Origin of the sequence: Stenotrophomonas sp. SPM, from assembly GCF_003105135.1 — a bacterium.
GTDB lineage: Bacteria > Pseudomonadota > Gammaproteobacteria > Xanthomonadales > Xanthomonadaceae > Stenotrophomonas.
In genome coordinates, this window is the sequence record NZ_QETL01000008.1 from 41,640 (window position 1) to 63,235 (window position 21,596).

Below are 21,596 nucleotides of genomic sequence, written 5' to 3' on the forward strand. Positions count from 1 at the left end.
TCAGCGCCCCTCCCCGCTGCGGGAACCGGCCGGCGGTAGCACCCCGCCGGCCGGCTCGATCGCCAGCTGCTGCAGCACGCGGCCATTGCTGCCGTGCACTTCGATACGTGTGGCGGCCGCGACCCCGGCCGGCAGGCGGCTGGCCAGTGCATCGCGCACCGTCTGCGCACGCTGCCCGGCCAGGGCCTCCTCGCCCGCCGCAGCGACCAGCAGCACGCGGCCCCCGCCGCGCGCCACCAGTGCCTGGGCGGCCTTGTCCAGCACGCCCGCACGGTCGGCTGCCAGCGTGGCGCTGCCGCTGGCGAACAGTGCCTGGCCAAGTTCCACCCGGGCCGGACGCGGCACGACGGCGGCGGGCGCGCTTTCGCTGCTCAGGGCACCGTCCGGCATGCGCACGCCGAAATCGAAGCGCACCGGCAGTCCGGGAGTGATGCGCCGTACCAGCGGGTTGGGCGTGGTGAAGCGCGCACCGGCCGGCAGCGTCGACGGATCGACCTTGAGGATGAAGTTGCGGCCGCGTGCTTCGCCGCCCGGAATGCCGACCAGGTGGTAGCGACCGAAGGCATCGGTTTCCATCACCAGGCCTTCCACCGCCGCCACGCGCACGCCGGGGATGCCGCGCTCGCCATCGTCCTGGATGCCGTTGCCGTTGCGGTCGTCGAACACGCTGCCGACGATCAGGCTTTCATCCAGCAGCGGATCGACGCTGACATCGACGTCGGCCGTGGCCACGTTGGCGATGCTGCGGTTCTGCCCGTCGATGGCGGTGATGCGGTTGGTGTGCACCCCGGTGCCGGTACCCGCGCCGACGCGCAGGTAGTAGACCACCGTGGCGCGCTCGCCCACCGGCACGTCGATGCCGTCGATGCGCAGCGGCTGCACGCCGCTGGTGCGTGCATCGTTGTCGGCATCCTGCACCGCGAAGGCACCGCTGACGAAGGTGAAGCCCGGCGGCAGCGTATCCAGCAGCGTGGCGCCGTTGGCATCGACCTCACCCACGTTGTCGATGGTGACGGTATAGCGCACCAGGTCGCCGATCTGCGCCGTGCGCTTGGCGGCCACCTTGGTCAGGCGCAGCACGGCCTGCTGGCCGGCCACCGTCACCGCCACGCTGGCTTCGGCGCACAGCGGGATCGGCACGCTCAGGTCGCACACGCGGTAGCGGAAGCTGTCGGTACCGCTGAAGTCCGCGGCCGGGGTGTAGGTGCACACCCCGTTGGCGCACTGCACGCTGCCGTGCGCGGCGGCTGCGGCCACCTGCAGCGAGGCCGGGTCCAGCGGCGCGCTGCGGGCGCTGTCGTTGGCCAGCACGTTGATCAGCAGCGGGCCACTGGTCTCCGCAGTCACCGCATCGTCGGCCAGAGTCAGCACGTTCGGCTCCACCGCGATGGTCACCGATGCACTGGCACACATCGACGGATCGGCGACATCGCAGACCTGGTAATCGAAACTCTGGATACCGGCGAAGTTGGCCAGCACCGCAAAGCGGATGCGCCTGTTCGGCAGCACCGTGGCATCGCCGTACGGCGGCGGCGCGGTGATGGTGACGGTGACCGTGGCCGGATCCACCGGCGTGCCATCCACGCGGTCGTTGCCGAGCACGTCGATGTCCACCACGCCGTTCTGTGGCATGTCGATCCGGTCATCCTCGGCCACCACGCCCGGCTCGGCGGCGATGACGGTCACGGTGACGGTACCCACATCGCAGACGGTGGGCTGGCTGACCAGGCACAGCGTGTAGGTGGTGCTGTAGCTGCCCGGCGCCAGGCCCGCGGCCACGTCCACCCAGCCATCGGTGCCGAAGGTCAGTGCGTTGGTGGCCACCGGCACGAAGTTGACCTGGGCCGGATCCAGCGCGGCACTGTTGAAGGTGTCGTTGGCGAACACGTTGAGCAGGCGGGTGCGGCCTTCCGGCCCGACCGGGCCACCCGTGTCGTCCACCGCCAGCAGCGCGCCCACCGGGCCCTGCACCAGCACGGTGGCGATGGCGGTGGTGCAGTTGGTCGGCACGCCGTTCTCGCACAGCTGGTAGGCCAGCTGCACCTGCCCGGCCTGCACGCCCGGGGCCACCATGATCTGGCCCTGGTTGTTCATGGTGTAGCCCGGCGTGCTGCCGGTCAGGCTGGCCACCACGCTGCCGACCGGCGGCGGCGAGACGGTGTTGAAGCTGTCGTTGTCCAGCACCGAGCGGGCGATGGTGCCGCCCACCGACGGATCGACCGGCGTGCTGCTGAAGTCATCGTTGACCGCCAGCACCACGTTGGCCGCGCCGCCCACGTTGAAGGTGACGGTGGCCGTGCTGCACAAGGCCGCGTTCGGCGCCGGCAGGCAGACCTGGTAGGTGAAGCTGACCGGCCCGCTGGTGCCCACCGGCGGGGTGTAGGTGAAGCTGCCATCGGCGTTGAACTGCAGGCCGGCCGGGGTCGCGCCCTGCACGCTCCACACCGAACCCGCCGGCATGTTGTCGTTGCCGGCCACGCTGTTGGCCAGGGTCTGCCCGGCCTGCACGCTGAAGGCATCCGGCTGCGGCGCGGGGCTGACCACCGCGGTCACGCTGGCGGTGGCGCAGTTGCCGGGCGCGGCCACTTCGCAGACCTGGTAGGTGACCGTGGTCGGCCCGGAGGTGACACCGGTACCGATGCTGATCGTGCCATCCGGGTTGATGCCGAAACCGGCCGGTGCGCCGACCAGGGTCAGGGCGACGGTACCGGCCGCCGGCGGCGAGACGCCGTTGAGCGAATCGTTGGCCAGCACGCTGGGCGTGGTACCGCCCGGGGCGATGCCGCTGAAGGTGTCATCGCCCGCCACCAGGGTGCCGGTGTTGACGTTGAGGGTGACCGACGCGGTACCGCACTGCGCGGCATTGGGCGCCGGCAGGCACACCTGGTAGGTGAAGGTGACTGCGCCGAGGGTGCCGGCCGGTGGCGTGTAGGTGAAGCTGCCATCGGCGTTGAACACCAGGCCCGGCGGCGTTGCGCCCTGCACGCTCCAGGTCGAACCGGCCGGCATGTTGTCGTTGCCGGCCACCGTGTTCGACAGCACCTGGCCCGCACGCACGCTGAAGGCATCCGGCTGCGGCGCCGGGCTGACCACCACGCTCACCAACGCGTTGGCGCAGTTGCTGGGCGCGGCCACTTCGCACACCTGGTAGGTGATGCTGGTCGGGCCGGACGGCACCCCGCTGCCGATGCTGATCGTGCCATCGGGGTTGATGCTGATGCCGGCCGGTGCGCCGACCAAGCCCAGGGTCACCGTGTTCGCCGGCGGCGGGGTGACGCCATTGAGGGAGTCGTTGCCTAGCACGCTGGGCGTGGTGCCGCCCGGAGCGATGCCGGTGAAGCTGTCATCGCCGGCCACCAGGGTGCCGGTGTTGACGTTGAGGGTGACCGTGGCGGTGCCGCACAGCGCCGCATCCGGTGCCGGCAGGCAGGCCTGGTAAGTAAAGGTGACTGCTCCGGTGGTGCCCACCGGCGGCGTGTAGGTGAAGCTGCCATCGGTGTTGAACACCAGGCCCGGCGGCGTGGTGCCCTGCACGCTCCAGCCGGAGCCGGCCGGCAGGTTGTCGTTGCCGGCCACCGAGTTGGACAGCACCTGGCCGGCCTGCACGCTGAAGGCATCCGCCTGCGGCACGGGGCTGACCACCACGGCCACCGTGGCGGTGGCGCAGTTGCTGGGCGCGGCCGCTTCGCACACGCGGTAGGTCAGCGTGGTGGCACCCGAGGTGACACCGCCGCCGATGCTGATCGTGCCGTCGGCATTGATCGCGAAGCCGGCCGGTGCACCGACCAGGGCCAGGGTGACCGTACCGGCCGCCGGCGGCGACACGCCATTGAGCGCATCATTAGCCAGCACGCTGGGCGTGGTACCCCCCGGGGCGATGCCGCTGAAGCTGTCGTTGCCCGCCAGCAGGGTGCCGGTGCCGATGTTGAAGCTGACCGTGGCGGTGTTGCACAGCGCCGCATTCGGTGCGGGCAGGCAGGCCTGGTAGATGAAGTCGACCACGCCGGTGGTACCGGCCGGCGGCGTATAGGTGAAGCTGCCATCGGTGTTGAACACCAGGCCCGGCGGGGGCGCGCCCTGCACGCTGAAGCTGGCGCCGGCGGGCAGGTTGTCGTTGCCCGCCACCGTGTTGGACAGCACCTGGCCGGCCTGCACGCTGAAGGCATCGGCCTGCGGTACCGGGCTGACCACTAGGTTGACCGTGGCGGTGGCGCAGTTGCTCGAGGCTGCCGCTTCGCAGACCTGGTAGGTCAGCGTGGTGGTGCCGGAGGTGACGCCGGTGCCGACGCTGACCGTGCCGTCGGCAGCGATGGTGAAGCCGGCCGGCGCACCCACCAGACTGACGGTGACGCTGCCAGCGGCCGGCGGCGACACGCCATTGAGCGAATCATTGGCCAGCACGCTGGGCGTGGTAGCGCCCGGCGCGATGCCAGTGAAGCTGTCGTTGCCGGCCACCAGAGTGCCGCTGTTGACGTTGAGGGTGACCGTGGCGGTGCCACACAGCGCCGCGTTCGGTGCCGGCAGGCAGGTCTGGTAGGTGAAGCTGACCGGGCCGGTGGTGCCCGCCGGCGGCGTGTAGCTGAAGCTGCCATCGCTGTTGAACAGCAGGCCCGCCGGCGTCGCACCCTGCACGCTCCAGGTCGAACCGGCCGACATGTTGTCGTTGCCGGCCACGTTGTTGTTCACCGACTGCCCCGCCTGCACGCTGAAGGCATCGGCTTGCGGCGCCGGGCTCACCACCATGTTGACGCTGGCGGTGGCGCAGTTGCTGGAGGCCGCCACTTCGCAGATCTGGTAGGTCAGCGTCGTGCTGCCCGACACCACGCCGCTGCCGACGCTGATCGTGCCATCCGGGTTGATGCCGAAGCCGGTGGGCGCACCCACCAGGCTCAGCGACACCGAGGCGGCCGGCGGCGGCGTCACGCCGTTGAGCGAATCGTTGGCCAGCACGCTGGGCGTAGCCGTGCCCGGGGCGATGTTGCTGAAGCTGTCATCGCCGGCCACCAGAGTGCCGGTGTTGACGTTGAGGGTGACCGTGGCGGTGCCGCAGACGCTGCCGTTCGGTGCCGGCAGGCAGGCCTGGTAGGTGAAGCTGACCGCACCGAGGGTGCCGACCGGCGGCGTGTAGGTGAAGCTGCCATCTGCGTTGAACACCAGGCCGGTGGGCGCGGTGCCCTGCACGTTCCAGCTCGAACCGGCCGGCATGCTGTCGTTGCCGGCCACGCTGTTGGCCAGCTGCTGCCCGGCCTGCACCGAGAAGGCATCGGCCTGCGGCGTCGGGGTCACCACGATGGTCACGCTGGCGGTGTCGCAGTTGTTGGCCGCCGCCGCTTCACACAGCTGGTAGGTCAGCGTGGTGGAACCGGCCAGCACGCCGCTGCCGACGGTGATCGTGCCATCCGGGTTCAGGGTGAAGCCGGCCGGCGCGCCCACCAGCGACAGCCGCACCCCGGCCGCCGGGGCCGGGCTGGCGCCGTTGAGGCGGTCATTGGCCAGCACGCTGGCCGCCGACGTGCCACCGGCAACCACGCCGGTGATGACGTCATCGCCAGCCACCAGGTCGCCGTTGTTGATGTTGAGGGTGAAGGTGGTGGTGCCGCACAGCGCCGCATTCGGGGCCGGCAGACAGGCCTGGTAGGTCACCGTGATCGGACCGGCGGTGCCGGCCGGCGGTGCATAGGTGAAGCTGCCATCGGTGTTGAAGGTCAGCCCGGCCGGTGCCGTGCCCTGCACGCTCCAGCTCGAACCCACCGGCATGTTGTCGTTGCCGGCGACGCTGCTGGCCAGCGTCTGCCCGGCCTGCACGGCGAAGGCATCCGGCTGCGGCGCCGGGCTGATCACGACCAGCACGCTGGCGGTGTCGCAGTTGGCCGGCGAGGCCGCCTCGCAGATGCGGTAGGTCAGCGTGGTCGCACCGGACTGCACGCCGGTACCCACGGTGATCAGGCCATCGGCGCTGATCGAGAAGCCGGCCGGTGCACCCACCAGGGCCAGCGTCACCGTACCGGCCGCCGGCGGCGACACGCCGTTGAGCGAATCGTTGGCCAGCAGGCTGGTGCCCACGGTGCTGCCCGGCGCGATGTTGCTGAAGCTGTCGTCGCCGGCGACCAGGGTGCCGTTGTTGATGGTGATCGTGGCAGTGGTGACGCCACAGACCGCCGCATTCGGCGCAGGCAGGCAGACCTGGTAGTCGAAGGTGACCACGCCCAGGCGGCCCGGCGGCGGCGTGTAGGTGAAGGCGCCGGTGGCGGTCATCACCAGGCCATCCGGCGCGGTGCCCTGCACGTTGTACAGCGCGCCCGGCGGCACGTTGTCGTTGCCGGCCACGCTGGCCGACAGCGTCTGCCCGACCTGCACGGCGAAGGCATCCGGCTGCGGCGACGGGCTGACCACCACGGTGACGCTGGCGGTATCGCAGTTGTTGGCCGCTGCGGCTTCGCAGATCTGGTAGATCAGGGTGACCGGACCGGAGACCGCGGTGGACGGCACGCTGATCGTGCCCTGCGCGGTGATCGCGTAACCGGCCGGCGCGCCGACCAGGCTCAGCACCACCGAGGAACCGGCCGGCGGCGAGTTGCCATTGAGCGAGTCGTTGGCCAGCACGCTGGCGCTGGAGGTGGTGCCGGCGGCGACACCGGTCAGGATGTCATCAGCAGCGACCAGCGCGCCGTTGTTGATGTTGAGGGTGAGCGTGGCGGTGCCACACAGGTTGGCATTGGGCGCCGGCAGGCAGACCTGGTAGGCCACCACCACCGGACCGCTGGTTCCGGCCGGTGGCGCATAGGTGTAGCTGCCATCGGTGTTGAAGCTGAAACCGGCCGGCGGCGTGCCCGGCAGGCTCCAGCTGGAACCGGCCGGCATGTTGTCGTTGCCGGCCACGGTGGCGCTGAGGCTCTGCCCCACCTGCACGGCGGCGGCATCGTCCTGCGGCGCCGGGTTGACCACCACGGTCACGCTGGCATTGGCGCAGTTGCCCGGCGCCACCGCTTCGCAGATCTGGTAGGTCAGCGTGGTCGGGCCGGACATCGCACCGCTGCCGGCGGTGATGGTGCCGTTCGGGTTGAGGGTGAACGCGGCCGGTGCACCGACCAGGCTCAGCACCACGTCGCCCGGCGCCGGCGGGCTGACGCCGTTGAGCGAGTCGTTGGCCAGCACGCTGGCAGCGGAGGTACCGCCCGGGGCGATGCCGGCCAGCGTGTCGTCACCGGCCAGCAGGGTGCCGTTGCTGACGTTCAGCGTAGCCTGCGCGGTGGCGCAGTCCGTGGCATTCGGTGCCGCCAGGCAGACCTGGTAGAGGAAGGTGACCGCGCCGGTGACGCCGGTCGGCGGCGTGTAGCTGAAGCTGCCATCGGTGTTGAACACCAGGCCGGCCGGCGGGGCGCCCTGCACGGTCCAGCTGGAACCGGCCGGCATCTTGTCGTTGCCGGCCACGCTGGCCGACAGCACCTGCCCGGCCTGCACGCTGAACACATCGGCCTGCGGTGCCGGCAGGACCACCAGCGCGATGCTGGCGGTGTCGCAGTTGCCGGTCACCGCTGCTTCGCAGGCCTGGTAGGTCAGGGTCAGCGGGCCGGACACGATGCCGGCAGGCACGGTCAGCACGCCATCGGCAGCGAGCGCGAAGCCGGCCGGTGCGCCGACCAGGCTGACCAGCACCGTACCGGCGGCAGGCGGCGAGACGCTGTTGAGCGAATCGTTGCCCAGCACGCTGGTCGCAGCGCTGCCGCCCGGCGCGATGGTGAAGCTGTCATCGACCGCAACCAGGTTGCCGTTGTTGATGTTGAGCGTCACCGTGGCGGTACCGCACAGCGCCGCATCCGGCGCGGGCAGGCAGGCCTGGTAGGTGAACGTCACCGGGCTGGGCGTATTGGCCGGCGCGGTGTAGGTGAAGCTGCCATCGGTGGTGAAGTCCAGGCCGTTGGGCACGGTGCCCTGCACCGAGAACTGCGAACCGGTCGGCAGGTTGTCGTTGGCGGCCACGTTGCCGTTGCTGATCGTGCCTGCGGCCTGCAGCGAATACGCATCGGCCTGCGGCGACGGCGCGATGACCAGGGCCACGGTGGCGGTATCGCAGTTGCTGGGCACGGCGGTTTCGCAGATCTGGTAGGTCAGCGTGGTCGCGCCGGAGAGCACGCCACCGGGCACCACGATGGTGCCGTCGGGGTTGATGGCGAAGCCGGCCGGGGCGCCGACCAGGCTGAGCTGCACGCTGGCCGGTGCCGGCGGCGTGGTGCCGTTGAGGCTGTCGTTGGCCAGCACGCTGGCGGTGGTGCCCCCGGCCGCGATGCCGCTGAAGCTGTCGTCCGCTGCAACCAGGGTGCCGGTGTTGACGTTGAGGGTGGCCGTGGCGGTACCGCACACCGCGATGTTGGGTGATGGCAGGCAGGCCTGGTAGGTGAAGGTGACCGCACCGGTGGTGCCCACCGGCGGCGTGTAGCTGAAGCTGCCATCGGCGTTGAACGCCAGCCCGGCCGGTGGGGTGCCCTGCACTGCCCAGCTGGAGCCGGCCGGCAGGTTGTCGTTGGTTGCCACGCTGGCACCGGTCAGGCTGGCACCGGCCTGCACGGCGAAGGCATCGGCCTGCGGCGCCGGGGTCACCACGAAGGTGATGGCCGCAGTGGCGCAGTTGGTCGGCGACGCGGTCTCGCACAGCTGGTAGGTCAGCGTGGTGGCACCGGCCACGGCACTGGCCGGAATCTGCACGCTGCCATCGTTGTTGATGACGAAGCCGGCCGGCGGTGCCACCAGCAGCAGCTGCACGGCGGCCGACGGCGGCGGGGTGACGCCGTTGAGGACGTCATTGGCCAGCACGCTGGGCGTGACCGAGCCGGCGGTCAGCGGCGCGGCGAAGGCATCGTCGTTGGCGACGATGGCACTGACCGCGATGGTGAGCGTGACGGTGGCGGTGCCGCACACCGCGGCATCCGGCGCGGGCAGGCAGGCCTGGTAGCTGAAGGTGACCGGGCCGAGGGTGCCGGCCGGCGGCGTATAGGTGAAGCTGCCATTGGCGTTGAACACCAGGCCCTGCGGCGGCGACGGCACGTTCCAGGTGGAACCGGCGGGCATCGCGTCATTGCCGGCAACATTGCCGGTGTTGGCCTGGCCGGCCTGCACGCTGAGGGTGTCGTTCACCGGCGTCGGCCGCACCACCAGGGCGATGCTGGCGGTGGCGCAGTTATTGGCTGCCGCCGTCTCGCACACCTGGTAGGTGAGCGTGGTGGCGCCACTGGCCGCATCAGCCGGCACCGACACGGTGCCGCTGGGGTTGATGCTGAAGCCAGCCGGTGCACCCACCAGCGACAGCGCCACGTTGGCCGGAGCCGGCGGACTGACGCCATTGAGGGTGTCATTGCCCAGCACGCTGGCCGTGGTGCCCCCCGGCGCGATCGCACCGAAGCTGTCGTTGTTGGCCAGCAGTGCACCGTTGTTGATGTTCAACGTCACCGTGGCGGTCCCGCACACGGTGGTGTTCGGCGCAGGCAGGCAGGCCTGGTAGACGAAGCTGGTCGGGCTGATGGTACCGGCCGGCGGCGCATAGGTGAAGCTGCCATCGGCGTTGAAGGTGACGCCGGCCGGCGGCGTGCCCTGCAGAGTGAAGATCGAGCCTACCGGCATGCCGTCGTTGGTCGCCACGTTGGCGGTGATCGACAGGCCCGCCTGCACGGCAAACGCATCGTTGGCCGGTGCCGGTGCGACCACCAGGGCCACGTTGGCGGTGGCGCAGTTGGTCGTGGCAGCGGCTTCGCAGACTTGGTAGGTCAGCGAGACCGCACCCGCGGCCGTGCCGGCGGCCACGGCGATCGTGCCATCGGCGGCGATCGAGAAACCGGACGGCGCACCGACCAGGCTGAGCACCACGTCGGTCGCGGCCGGCGTCGTACCGTTGAGCGTGTCGTTGCCCAGCACGCTGGACGTGCTACTGCCGGCGGCGACCGGTGCGGTGATGGTGTCATCCACCGCGACCAGGGTGCCGCTGTTGACGTTGAGGGTGGCCATGGCCTGGGCGCAGATGCCGTTGTCGGGCGCCGCCAGGCACACCTGGTAGCTGAAGGTGACCGCGCCACTGAAGCCGGCTGCCGGGGTGTAGACGAAGCGGCCATCGGCATTGAACGACAACCCGGCCGGTGCGGTACCGACCACGCTGAACTGCGCACCGCTGCCGACGTTGTCGTTGCCCGCCACCGAACTGGTCAGCGCCACGCCGGCCGGGGTGGACAGGGCATCGTCGATGGCCGACGGTGCGACCACCAGGCGCAGCGTGGCGTTGGCGCAGTTGCCCGGCGCCGCCGCTTCACATAGCTGGTAGGTCAGCGTCCGGCCGCCCGCCGGCACGCCCGCGGCAACCGCCACCGTGCCATCCGGGTTGAGGCTGATGCCGGCTGGTGCACCGGTCAGGCTCAGCAGTACATCTGCGGCGGCCGGCGGGGTGCTGCCATTCAACGCATCGTTGAGCAGCACCGACGGCGTACTGCCACCGGTGACCGGATTGATCGGCGCAGCGCTGAAGTTGTCGTCATTGGCGGCCAGGCTGCCGACGGTGATGTTGATGCTGGCCGTGGCGGTGGCGCACAGCGCGGTGTTCGGCGCCGGCAGGCAGGCCTGGTAGGTGAAGGTGACCGGACTGACCACGTTGACCGGCGGCAGGTAGGTGAAGCTGCCACCACCGCCGAAGCTCAGGCCGGCCGGCGTGGCGCCGACGACGGTGAACACGGCACCGGCCGGCACGTTGTCGTTGTCACCGACGCTGCCGTTCAACGGCTGGCCGGCGGCGGTGGAATAGCTGTCGTTCTGCGCCGACGGCGTCACCACCAGGCGGATGCTGGCACTGGCGCAGTTGCTGGGCGCGGCGGTTTCGCAGATCTGGTAGTTCAGCACCGTGGCACCGGCGGCGGCGCTGGCGGGCACCTGCAGCAGGCCCGCGGTGGTGAGCGCATAGCCCGACGGGGCACCGACCAGGGTCAGGGTGACGCTGCCGGCCGGCGGCGGCACGCTGCCATTGAGACTGTCGTTGACCAGCACGCTGGTGCTGCTGCTCGCGCCCGGCGCCAGCGGCGTCGCACTGAAGTCGTCGTCCATCGCCATCAGGGTGCCGGCGTTGACGTTGATGGTCGCGCCGGCCGTGCTGCACAGCGCGCTGTCCGGCGCCGGCAGGCAGGCCTGGTAGCTGAAGCTGACCGGCCCGGTCAAACCGGCCGGCGGGGTGTACTGGAAGGTGCCGTCGCGGCCCAGCTGCAGGCCATCCGGTGCGGTACCGGACACGGTGAACACCGCGCCCACCGGCGCATTGTCATTGCTGGCCACGCTGCCCGAGAGCAGCTGCCCGGCCGGCGTGGAGAACACATCGGCCACGGCCGTGGGCGCGACCACCAGGCGGATCTGCGCCGAATCGCAGTTGCTCGGCAGCGCGGTCTCGCACAGCTGGTAGGTCAGCGTAAGCGCCCCGGACGGCACGCCCGCATCGACGTTCAGTACGCCATTGGCATCCAGGGTGAAGCCCGACGGCGCACCGACCAGGCTCAGCAGCACATCGGCCGATGCCGGCGGCTGGGTACCGTTGAGGCTGTCATTGAGCAGCACCGACAACGTGCTGCCACCACCGGCACCGATCGGCGTGGCACGGAAGTCATCATCACCGGCGACCAGGGTGCCGGCGTTGACGTTGAGGGTGACCGTCGCGCCCGCGCACACCGTGCCGTTCGGCGCCGGCAGGCAGGCCTGGTAGGCGAAGGTGACGATGCCCTGGGTGCCGGCCGGCGGCGTGTAGGTAAACGCGCCGTTGGCAGCCAGCACCAGGCCCGCCGGTGCGGTACCGGTGACGCTGAAGGTGGCACCGGCCGGGACGTTGTCATTGCTGGCGACATTGCCGCTGACCGGCACGCCCACCGCAGTGCTGACGTTGTCGTTCACCGGCACCGGCGCCAGCAGCAGCTGCACCGCACCGTCATCGCAGTTGGTCGGCAGCGCGGCCTCGCACATGCGGTAACCGAAGTTGACCGCACCCGCGGCCGCGCCACCGGGCACCGAGAGGGTGCCGTTGGGATTGAGCACGTAGCCGCTGGGCGCACCCAGAAGGCTCAGGATCACTTCGGCCGGTGCCGGCGGAATCGCACCGTTGATGGTGTCGTTGGCCAGCACGCTGATGGTGGTGCCACCGGTGGCGGGATTCAGCAGGCTGCCGCGGAAGTCGTCGTCGTTGGCGACCAGGGTACCGGCATTGACGTTGAGGGTTGCCGTGGCCGTGCTGCAGACGGTGGTATACGGCGCCGCCAGGCAGGCCTGGTAGCTGAAGGTCGTGGTACCGGTGAACTGCGCCGGCGGGGTGTAGGTGAAGCTGCCATCGGCGTTGAACGCCAGCCCCTGCGGCGCGGTACCGGTGACCGCGTAGGTACTGCCGGCGGCGACGCGATCGTTCACCGACACGTTGCCGCTGACCGGACGCCCGACCTGGGTGGTGAAGCTGTCGGCCACGGCCTGCGGCGCGATCACCACGGCGATGGTGGCGGTGGCGCAGTTGCTGGTGCCGGCCTGGCACAGCTGGTAGGTCAGGCTCAGCGGGCCGGCGGCAGCACCGGCCGGCACCTGCAGTTCGCCGGTGGGCGCCAGCGTGAAGCCGGCCGGCGGGGCGTTGATCAGCGACAAGGTGGCCTGCGCCGGGTCGATCGCCACACCGTTGAGGGTGTCATTGGCCAGCACGCTGGCCGTGGTGCCACCGGTGCCGGGCACCGGCGCAGCAGTGAAGTCGTCGTTGCCGGCCACGACGGCGGCGACGGCCACGTTCACCGTCACCGTGGCGGCATCGCAGACGCCGCCATTGGGCGCCGGCAGGCAGACCTGGTAGCGGAAGCTGTCCGTACCCGCGTACGTGCCCTGCGCGGTGTAGCTGAAGCTGCCGTCGGCATTGACGCTGACCGTACCGTGGGCGGCACCGGCCAGCAGGCTGAACTGCGAACCCGCCGGCACGTTGTCATTGCCGGCCACGCTGCCGCCCAGCGCGACACCCGCGGTCGCGGCAAAGCTGTCGTCCACCGCATCCGGGGCGATGACCAGCTGCACGTTGGCGGTGGCGCAGTTGGTTGCGCCTGGCAGTTCGCAGATCTGGTACGTGAAGTTGAAGGCACCCGACGCCGCGCCGGCCGCCACCTGCAGCTGGCCAGCGGCGTTGGCGGTGATGCTGGCCGGTGCGCCGTTCAGTGCCAGGCTGACGCCCGCCGGTGTCACCGCCGTGCCGTTGAGGGTGTCGTTGCCGAGCAGGCTGATGGCGGTGGTGGTCCCCGGCTGCAAAGGCGTTGCAAACAGATCGTCGGCCGCCGCCAGCTGGTTGGCGCCCACGCTCACAGTCACCGTTGCGGTATCGCAGACGCTGCCGTTCGGTGCCGGCAGGCACAGCTGGTAGGTGAAGGTATCCGGCCCGGTATTGGCGTTGGCCGGGGTGTAGGTAAAGGTGCCATCGGCGTTGACCACGGCCGTGCCGCGGGTGGCCTGGGTGCCCAGAGTGAAGACCGAGCCACTGGCGAAGTTGTCGTTGCCGGCCAGGGTGCCGGTTACCGGTCGACCACCGCCCGGGGTGCTCACCGTATCGTTCACCGCATCGGGGCTGACCACCAGGTTGGCGGTGGCCGTCGCGCAGTTGGTCGGCGCGGCGTTGTCGCAGAACCGGTACAACAACGACAGCGGACCGGCTGCCGCAGTCCCCGGCACGACGATGGTACCGTCGGGGTTGATCGAGAAGCCGCTGGGCGCGCCGACCAGGCTCAGCGTCACGCCGGCCTGAGGCACCGTGTTGCCGGCGAAGGTGTCGTTGACCAACACGCTGGGCGTGGTGCCGCCCGCACCCGGCGGCAGCGGCGTGGCGAAGGTATCGTCGTTGGCCACAAGCACGTTGGCGTTGACCAGCACCGATGCCGTGGCGATCGAGCAGACGCTGCCATTGGGCGCAGGCAGGCAGACCTGGTAGGCGATCGATGCCGGCTGGGTGATGCCGCCCGCGGGTGCGTAGGTCAGCGTGCCGGTGCTGCTGATGGTGGCGCCCGCAACCGGCGTACCCGACGCGCTGTAGGTGGCGCCGGCCGGTGCGTTGTCGTTGTCGGCCAGGTTGGCGGCAACTGTCGTGGCACCCGCCTGCGCGTTGATGCTGTCGTCCACCGCCGTGGGTGCGATGACCAGGTTCGCCGTGGCGATAGCGCAGTTGGTCGGCGAGGCGTTTTCGCAGATCTGGTAGCCGATCGAGGTCGCGCCTGCCGCCGCACCTGCGGGCACCGCGATGACGCCGGCGCTGTTGATGGTGAAGCCCGCCGGCGCGTTCTGCAGCGAAATGATCAGGTTGCCGCCGACCACCGGCTGGCCGTTCAGGGTGTCGTTGCCCAGCACAGTCGGCGTGCTGCCGCCGGTGGTTGAGGAAATCGGCGTGGTGAAGCTGTCGTTGGCCGCGACCAGCGCATTGGCCTGCACCGGCACGGCCGGGGTGGTGGCGGTGTTGTCGCCCGGGGTCGGGTCGGTGGTGCCCGACGGCAGCACCAGCGACACGCTGTTGGCCGGCACCGTGGCCGGGGTCGCGGCCGGCGCCGTGCCGTTCACCAGCAGCACCACGCTGTCGCCCACGCCCACGTTGACCAGCACGTTCACCGCATTGCCGCTGCCACTGGGCTGCGCACAGGACGACGCAGCCGTGGTCGCCTGGCAGGTCCAGGTCACGTTGGTCAGCAGCGAGGACACCGTATCGACCACGCCGACGCCACTGGCCGCCGACGGCCCTGCATTGTTCACCTGGATGCGGTACTGCACCGGGCCGCCTGCAGCCACGGGGCTGGCGCTGACCAGGCTCTTGCTCACGCTCAGCTGCGCCTGCAGCGCCAGTGCGTTGGTATCGGTGGCGCTGTTGTTGCTTGGCGTCGGGTCGGCCACATCGGTCGGTGCGGTCACCGTAGCGGTGTTGTTCAGCGGATTCGGGTAACTCTGCGCCAGCAGCGGCGGCGGCAGCAGCAACGCCAGCACGGCCATGGCATGCGCGATGCCGGCCGATGCCCTGCCTGCCCTGCCCTGCCTGCCCACTGCTGCCATGCGTCCGTCCTCGAATGCACGCCGTCGCCTGCTGCAGGCATCCGGCATCGGTGGTCCTGTCCTTCCCCCGCGCAGGGCATTCCCCGCGCGCACTGCACCGCACCGCGCGCTAGTAGGCGCCCGGGTTGTTGCTGAAGCTCACTGGCACGCTGATCGTTGCCTGGCCACCGTTGACCAGGTTCACGCCCACGTTCACTGCATTGCCGCCCACCCCGCCGCCGCTGGCCGCCGCGCACGTGCTTCCGCTGGTCGCGCTGCAGGTCCAGGCGCCACGCAGGGTGGTGCCGTTGGGCAGGGTGTCGGTGACCGTCGCATTGGTCACCGCATCGGGCCCGTTGTTGACCACCTGCAGCGTGTAGGTCGCCGTGCCACCCGGCGTGTAGGTGCCGCTGCCATCACTCTTGGTGATCGACAGATCGGCCTGCCGCGTCCGGTTGGTGATGCGGCACACCAGGGTAGTGGCGGTGGCGGTCATCGCCGGCGCCTGCAGGGTGAAACTGCCGCCGCTGCCGGACGAGACCACGGTGTTGTTCTGGTCGGTGCACTGCCAGGTGCTGGCATAGCGGGTCAGAGTGGTACCGGCTGCCGCCGCTTCGGCCAGTGCATAGCTGCCACCGGGTACGGTGACGATCGCCGCCGTGGCACCGTTGTTGCCGACGTTGCTGGCCGAGCCCACCGTGCTGCCGTTGTAGGTGATGGACAGGTTGAAGCGGCCGGTATCGCTGGTCGGCTGCAGGTCCTTCACCAGCTGCAGGGTGGCGGCGCAAGCCTGGGTCACACCTTCCACGGTGAATACCGCCTGGCCGATACGGATGCCGAGCAGGCCCAGAATATTGTCGACCACGCCGCCAAGCACCGCGGTCAGTACCGGCGTCACCACTGCATTGACCTGCGTGCGTACCGGCGTCAGCAGCGCATTGACGATGCCGTTGACCAGGTCGGCCACGGGCAACGGCAGCGGCAACGAGCCCAGCAGGGTCACCTGTGGATTGCCGCTGGTGAGCTGGATGTTGAGAGAGTTGACCAGCGTGGAGACCAGCGTGGCCGCGCTGACCGTACCGGCGGTGAGCGTCCGTGTCTGTGGATAGGGCCCGGTGAAGCTGGCGCTCTGCAGTCCCGGTGTCGCGGTGGCGTAACCACGGATGCTTACCGCGATGGGAATGGTGATGTCGGCCACCGGGACGAGCGCACCCAGCACGGTAGCACTCACCCGGACCTTCACGCTCAGGTTGGTCAGCGTAGCGGCGGTGAGGGCGGTGTCGGTCAGCACCGTACTGCGGTTGAAGAAGGTCGCGTCGCTGATCTGGCCGACATACAGGTTGACCAGGCCCGGGCGCGCCTGCAGCGTCACCGCGTTGCCGACCAGGTTCACCGCCGAGATCGAACCTTCGGCGCGTGCGACGTCGGCGTAGACCTGCAGGTGCAGCACGTCGGCACTGACGCTGGTGTTGGACAGCGAGACACCGAGCAGATTCAGGCCATTCAGCGCGGCAGTGAGGGTGCCGGTGTTCAGGCCCTGCACCAGGTCCAGGTCCAGCTTGATGCGGATGGCCGCGCTGTGGAACGCCGCGCCCACCGTGCCGCAGTTGTAGCTGGGCGGTTCGACCACCTGCGCCCACAGGCGCACGTTGGCCACGCCGTTCAGACCCAGTGCCGCGGTGTTCACCGTGATCGGCGTCGGCGTGGTCAGCACGTTGCGGAAGTTGTAGAGCTGCACGCCGCCGGTCAGCAGGTCGAGCACGTTCAGGCGCACCGTGGCCAGCGAACCGGTCGGCAGCGCGACCTGCAGGATGTCGGCCAGTCGGATGCTGCCGGAGGTTCCGGCCACACCCAGCGGCAGCGCGTTCAGCACGTTGGCCGCGGCGGTCTGCCCGTCGGCCTGCAGAACCTGCACCATCGCCGCGCGCAACTGGCCCAGACTGATGTTGGTGTTCAGCACCTGGCTGGGGTCGCTGACGGTGGCGCCGCCATTGAGCTGGGTCAGCAGTGCATTCAGATTGACGTTGGCGCCCGCCAGGCTGTTCCAGTCGGCGACGCTGAGATTGAGGCTGGTGCCCGGCAGCAGCGCGCTGAACAGCAGGTTGAGGAGCGGACTCTGGGTGGAATCGATGGAGACCAGGCGCGGCCCTGCGCTGACGCAGGCTCCCGCGGTGCAGGCGGACTGGGCCTGTGCGCGGCCCAGGCAGGAAAGCACCGCCAGGACCACCAGCATCACCAGCGCCTGCCAGCGCAATGACGATGCTTTCACGCCCTTCACATTAACCATGCATCGTTCTCCGCCGATTTTTGGCAGAGGCACGCCGTGGCGACGTGATCAGCGCGTCGTCCTGGAGTAATCGCTCCGCCGGTGTCGCTCCCTGCGTGGGGCTGCGTTCATTTCCGGTTCGGTGCGATTAACGCGAGGCAACGAAAGGCCGTCAAACAAGACGGCGTGAAATCGGGGGGAAGAGGCGCTTGCTGGCGCGCAGGAACGACGCGCAGACCTCTTGGAATGCAGACAGGGACAGCAATTCTGTACTCGCAGAAAAAGTATTGCTGTCAGGGAAGCAGCGCTTACCTAACATGGAGAGGGGGTGAAAAATGCAGTCGATGTGCGACAGAATCCGGCGGGCCCGACTAACGGCTGGCCTTTCTCAGACGCAGTTGGCGTTGCATTGCGCGGTCCGCCGCAGCGCCGTAGCCCAGTGGGAACGTGAGGGCGGCACCGTTCCCAGCGTGCAACATCTGTCGAAACTCGCGATTGTGACGCAGGTCCACTTTGAGTGGCTGGCCACCGGTCGTGGCCCCGGGCGTCCCGAGGATGGCGAACTGGTGCCACCGGAAAACGCGGTGGTGGAGGCGGCACGCAGCCCGCAGGAAAACGCGATCCTGACCCTGCTGCGGCGGTTGCCGCCACGCAAGCGCCAGGTCGCCCACGCCATCATCGAAATGCTGACCGAGTAACGCCTCGCCCCCGTGCAGTCAGAGTGCGGCGCGCGGCGGCAGTGACCAGTCGATCGGTGCCTTGCCCTGGCGCTGCAGGTACTCGTTGGCCATCGAAAAGTGGTGGCAGCCGAGGAAGCCGCGGTGCGCCGACAACGGCGAGGGGTGCGGCGACTTCAGCACGCGGTGGCGACGGGTGTCGATCACCTTGCCCTTCTTCTGCGCGTACGCGCCCCAGAGCATGAACACCAGGCCGTCGCGCTCGCGGTTGAGCACGTCCACCACATGGTCGGTGAAACCTTCCCAGCCGCGCCCCTGGTGGGCACCGGCCTGGCCCTCCTCCACGGTCAGCACGGCGTTGAGCAGCAGCACGCCGCGCTGGGCCCAGGGCACCAGGCAACCGTGATCGGGCCGGGCGATGCCGAGGTCGCCTTCGATTTCCTTGTAGATGTTCAGCAGCGACGGCGGCACCGGTACGCCCGGGGCCACCGAGAAGCTCAGGCCATGGGCCTGGCCGCGGCCGTGGTACGGGTCCTGGCCGAGGATCACCACCTTCACCTGCTCGAACGGCGTGGCGTCGAACGCAGCGAAGATCTGCGGGCCCGGCGGGAACACGGCCGCGCCGGCGGCCTTGCGCTGGCGCAGGAAGGCGGACAGCTCGCGCATCTGCGGCTGCAACAGGTAATCACCGACGTGCTGCTTCCAACTCGGTTCCAGCTGGATCGTCGGGGTATTCACTACGTCATCCATCATCGCGCCACTTCTATCGCAACAGGGGTCCATCGTTCAAACGCGCCAGCCGCAGCTGGAACAGTACCTTGGTCACCAGCAGGCGCTCCTCGATCGGCTTGAGCACCAGATCGTTGGCACCGGCCTGCAGCAGCCCGGTCTGGTTGTGCGGGTTGCCATCGCCGGTCATCACCAGCACCGGCAGGCGGCGCTTGCCGTAGCCGAAATCCACGCGCACGCGCTGCACCACGTCGCGGCCGCTCAGCTCACCCTTCAGGGTGACGTCGGTCAGCACCAGGTCGATGCGGTGGCGGCTGCGGCCCAGCGATTCGGCGGTGAGCAGGGTGAAGGCTTCCTCGGCGCTGACCACGTGCAGCACGTTCAGCTGCTGACGCTCGAGCATGCGCTTGGTTGCTTCGGCCACCACCCGGCTGTCCTCGACATACAGGATGGTGGCGCCGGGAATGGTCTGCGGCTGCACGTAGCCGCGGATGAAGGTCGCAAGTGCCTCGTGGCCCAGCGCCTTGTCGAAATAATCGGTGACATACTCGGTGAAGCGGCGCTGTTCCAGGTGCTGCTGCGCATCGCCGGAAACCACGATGACCGGCACGTAGGCCTGGCCGGCGGCTTCGCGCACGCTCTTGGCCAGCGCCAGGCCGTCACCATCGCGCAGGGTCAGCGAGGTGGTCACCAGATCCACCGGACCCTGTGCCAGCACCTGCTGCGCTTCCTCGATGCTGTCGCAGCCGATGACTTCAACGCCCGGCAGGTCACGCTGCAGCACGTCAGCGATCAGCTTGCGCACCAGCTTGGAACCATCGACCACCATCACCCGCGTCGCGGGCCCCTCAAGGTGCTTCAACGCTTGCGGTCGCATGCCAGTCTCAGGTGTCGGTGGGGCGGGTCTGGCGGAGGAAGTGGCCGGTCACCAGCCAGGCACCCAGCCAGCCCAGCAGCAGCGTGCCCAGCAGCACCAGGCTGCCGTGCAGCAGGTCCAGGCCATGCAGCACGAACGGGCTGCCGTAGCTGCGCGACAGATCGGCCAGCGGCGCGCGCAGGGCGGTGCCGGCCACGCCGATCAGGGCCAGCGCGACCGCACCGGCGCCCAGGCCGTACCAGGCGCCCAGGTACAGGAACGGGCGGCGGATGAAGCCATCGCTGGCGCCCAGCAGCTGCAGCACGCCGATTTCCTCGCGGCGGGCCTGGATGTCCAGGCGCACGGTATTGCCCACCACCAGTGCTGCACCGGCGCCAAGCAGCGCGGACAGCACCTGCACCAAGCGCGCACCGAAGGCCAGCCAGGCATCCAGGCGCTGCCGCCACAGGGCATCGTGCTGCACCAGGTCGGCACCGGGCAGGCTTTCCAGCGCGCGCGCCAGGCGCGCGTCATCCTGGCCCTGGCCGGGGGTGACCACCAGCAGCGACGGCAGCGGGTTGTCGTTGAGTGCGTCGATGGCCTCGCCGAGGCCGGCATCGCGCAGTTCCTGCAGGCCCTGTTCGGGCGTGCGCACGGTCACGTTGGCCACGTCCTGGCGGTCGCGCAGCTCGCCGGCCAGGCGCAGCGCACCCGGGCCATCGACGTCGGCCTTCAGGAACACATTGATGTCGCGCGACTGCTGCACGCTGCCGGCGAACTGCTTGAGGTTGTCCAAAGCGATGGACAGGCCCAGGGGCAGGGCCAGCGCCAGCGCCATGACCATCACCGTCAGCAGGGTCGCCCAAGGCTTGCGGCAGGCGCGGCCGAGGCTGAACACCACGCTGTGCGCGTGGTGGTGGAACCAAACGCCCAGGCGCGACGGTGCGGCGGCTTCGCTGTTTTCATTCTTGCCCATGCGTTACTCCGCCAGGTCCTGCGGCGAGATGTCGTCCGCCAGCCGGCCATGGTCGAGGATCAGCACGCGCTTGCGCATGCGGCGCAGCAGCGGCAGGTCATGGCTGACCACCAGCACGCTGGTACCGCGCGAAGGCAGCTCGGCGAACAGGGCCATGATCTCCGCCGCCAGGGTCGGGTCGAGGTTGCCGGTCGGCTCATCGGCCACCAGCAGCTTGGGTTCGCCCACGATCGCGCGGGCGATGCCCACGCGCTGCTGCTCACCGGCCGACAGCTGCGAGGGCAGCGCCTTCTCGCGGTGGCCCAGGCCCATGCGTTCCAGCACCGAGCGCACGCGCTTGGCGATGTCGCCGCGGCGGGTGCCGCGCAGGATCAGCGGCAGGGCCACGTTCTCGGCGATGGAGCGGTCCATCAGCAGGCGGTGGTCCTGGTAGACCGCGCCGACCGCGCGCCGGTGGCGCGGGATGTCACCGCCGCGCACCTTCAGCAGGTTGCGCTCGTCGAACACCACGGCGCCGCGGCTGGGCCGCTCGTCCAGGTGGATCAACTTGAGCAGGGTGCTTTTGCCCGCCCCGGAATGGCCGGTGACGAACAGCATTTCGCCGGGGGCTACTTCGAAGCTGACATCGGTCAGAGCTTCGTGGCCACCGGCGTACTGTTTGCTGACATTGTCGAAGCGCAGGACACTCATGCCACGATTATGCAGGAGCCGCGCGACGGATCGGTAGCGCCGGGCCATGCCCGGCGAAAACCTTCCGGTCCGGTGGGTGCCGACCGCTGGTCGGCACGCCCTTGAAGCCACCCGACCAACGGTCGGGTGCTACCCACTGATCGGCAGCGCCGATCAGCTGCCCGACAGCATCCGGCGGATCTTGCGGCCGATGCGGGTCAGGAACGAATCACCGGTGTCGGCGGCCGTACGCACCGGCTTGGCCACCACCTGCACCGGGGTGACCGGGCTGGCGCCATTGCCGGCGGTGTTCTGCGCGCCCTCGGCACCTTCGACCGGACGGCCGTGGCGACGACGACGACGCTTGCGCGTCTTGTGCTCGCCATC

The 21,596-nt window shown here is 69.7% G+C and carries 8 protein-coding genes; 1 reads left to right on the forward strand and 7 read right to left on the reverse strand.

Going from position 1 to position 21,596, the window contains the following annotated elements; genetic code table 11:
• Both DCO49_RS03845 and DCO49_RS03850 read right to left on the reverse strand, forming a co-directional pair.
• Positions 1-15,057, reverse strand: a complete 15,057-nt coding sequence (locus DCO49_RS03845; RefSeq protein WP_165835669.1) for an Ig-like domain-containing protein — start codon at positions 15,055-15,057, stop codon at positions 1-3.
• A 109-nt stretch (positions 15,058-15,166) separates the two neighbouring features.
• Complete coding sequence (locus DCO49_RS03850; RefSeq protein ID WP_133249382.1) at positions 15,167-17,323, reverse strand: DUF11 domain-containing protein; 2,157 nt, start codon at positions 17,321-17,323, stop codon at positions 15,167-15,169.
• Positions 17,324-17,646: 323 nt separating this feature from the next.
• On the opposite strand from DCO49_RS03850, the gene DCO49_RS20630 reads away from it, so the two are divergent.
• Positions 17,647-18,000, forward strand: a complete 354-nt coding sequence (locus tag DCO49_RS20630) for a helix-turn-helix transcriptional regulator (RefSeq protein WP_256643258.1) — start codon at positions 17,647-17,649, stop codon at positions 17,998-18,000.
• Positions 18,001-18,018: 18 nt separating this feature from the next.
• On the opposite strand, the gene ung is transcribed toward DCO49_RS20630, so the two are convergent.
• From ung to rhlB, 5 genes are all read right to left on the reverse strand, one after another.
• Complete coding sequence (gene ung / locus DCO49_RS03860; protein ID WP_116862892.1) at positions 18,019-18,732, reverse strand: uracil-DNA glycosylase; 714 nt, start codon at positions 18,730-18,732, stop codon at positions 18,019-18,021.
• A 10-nt stretch (positions 18,733-18,742) separates the two neighbouring features.
• Positions 18,743-19,585 carry a response regulator gene (locus DCO49_RS03865; protein ID WP_108770203.1) on the reverse strand — a complete coding sequence of 281 codons (843 nt, stop codon included), beginning with the start codon at positions 19,583-19,585 and terminating at the stop codon, positions 18,743-18,745.
• A gap of 7 nt (positions 19,586-19,592) precedes the next feature.
• Positions 19,593-20,540, reverse strand: coding sequence for a permease-like cell division protein FtsX (gene ftsX / locus DCO49_RS03870; RefSeq protein ID WP_108770204.1), 948 nt, complete (start codon positions 20,538-20,540; stop codon positions 19,593-19,595).
• 3 nt (positions 20,541-20,543) lie between these two features.
• Entirely contained in the window at positions 20,544-21,230 is a 687-nt protein-coding gene (ftsE, locus tag DCO49_RS03875) for a cell division ATP-binding protein FtsE (protein ID WP_079223801.1), read from the reverse strand.
• Between the two features lie 153 nt (positions 21,231-21,383).
• Positions 21,384-21,596 (reverse strand): ATP-dependent RNA helicase RhlB (gene rhlB / locus DCO49_RS03880; RefSeq protein WP_116862893.1); only part of this gene is annotated, 213 nt, incomplete at its 5' end.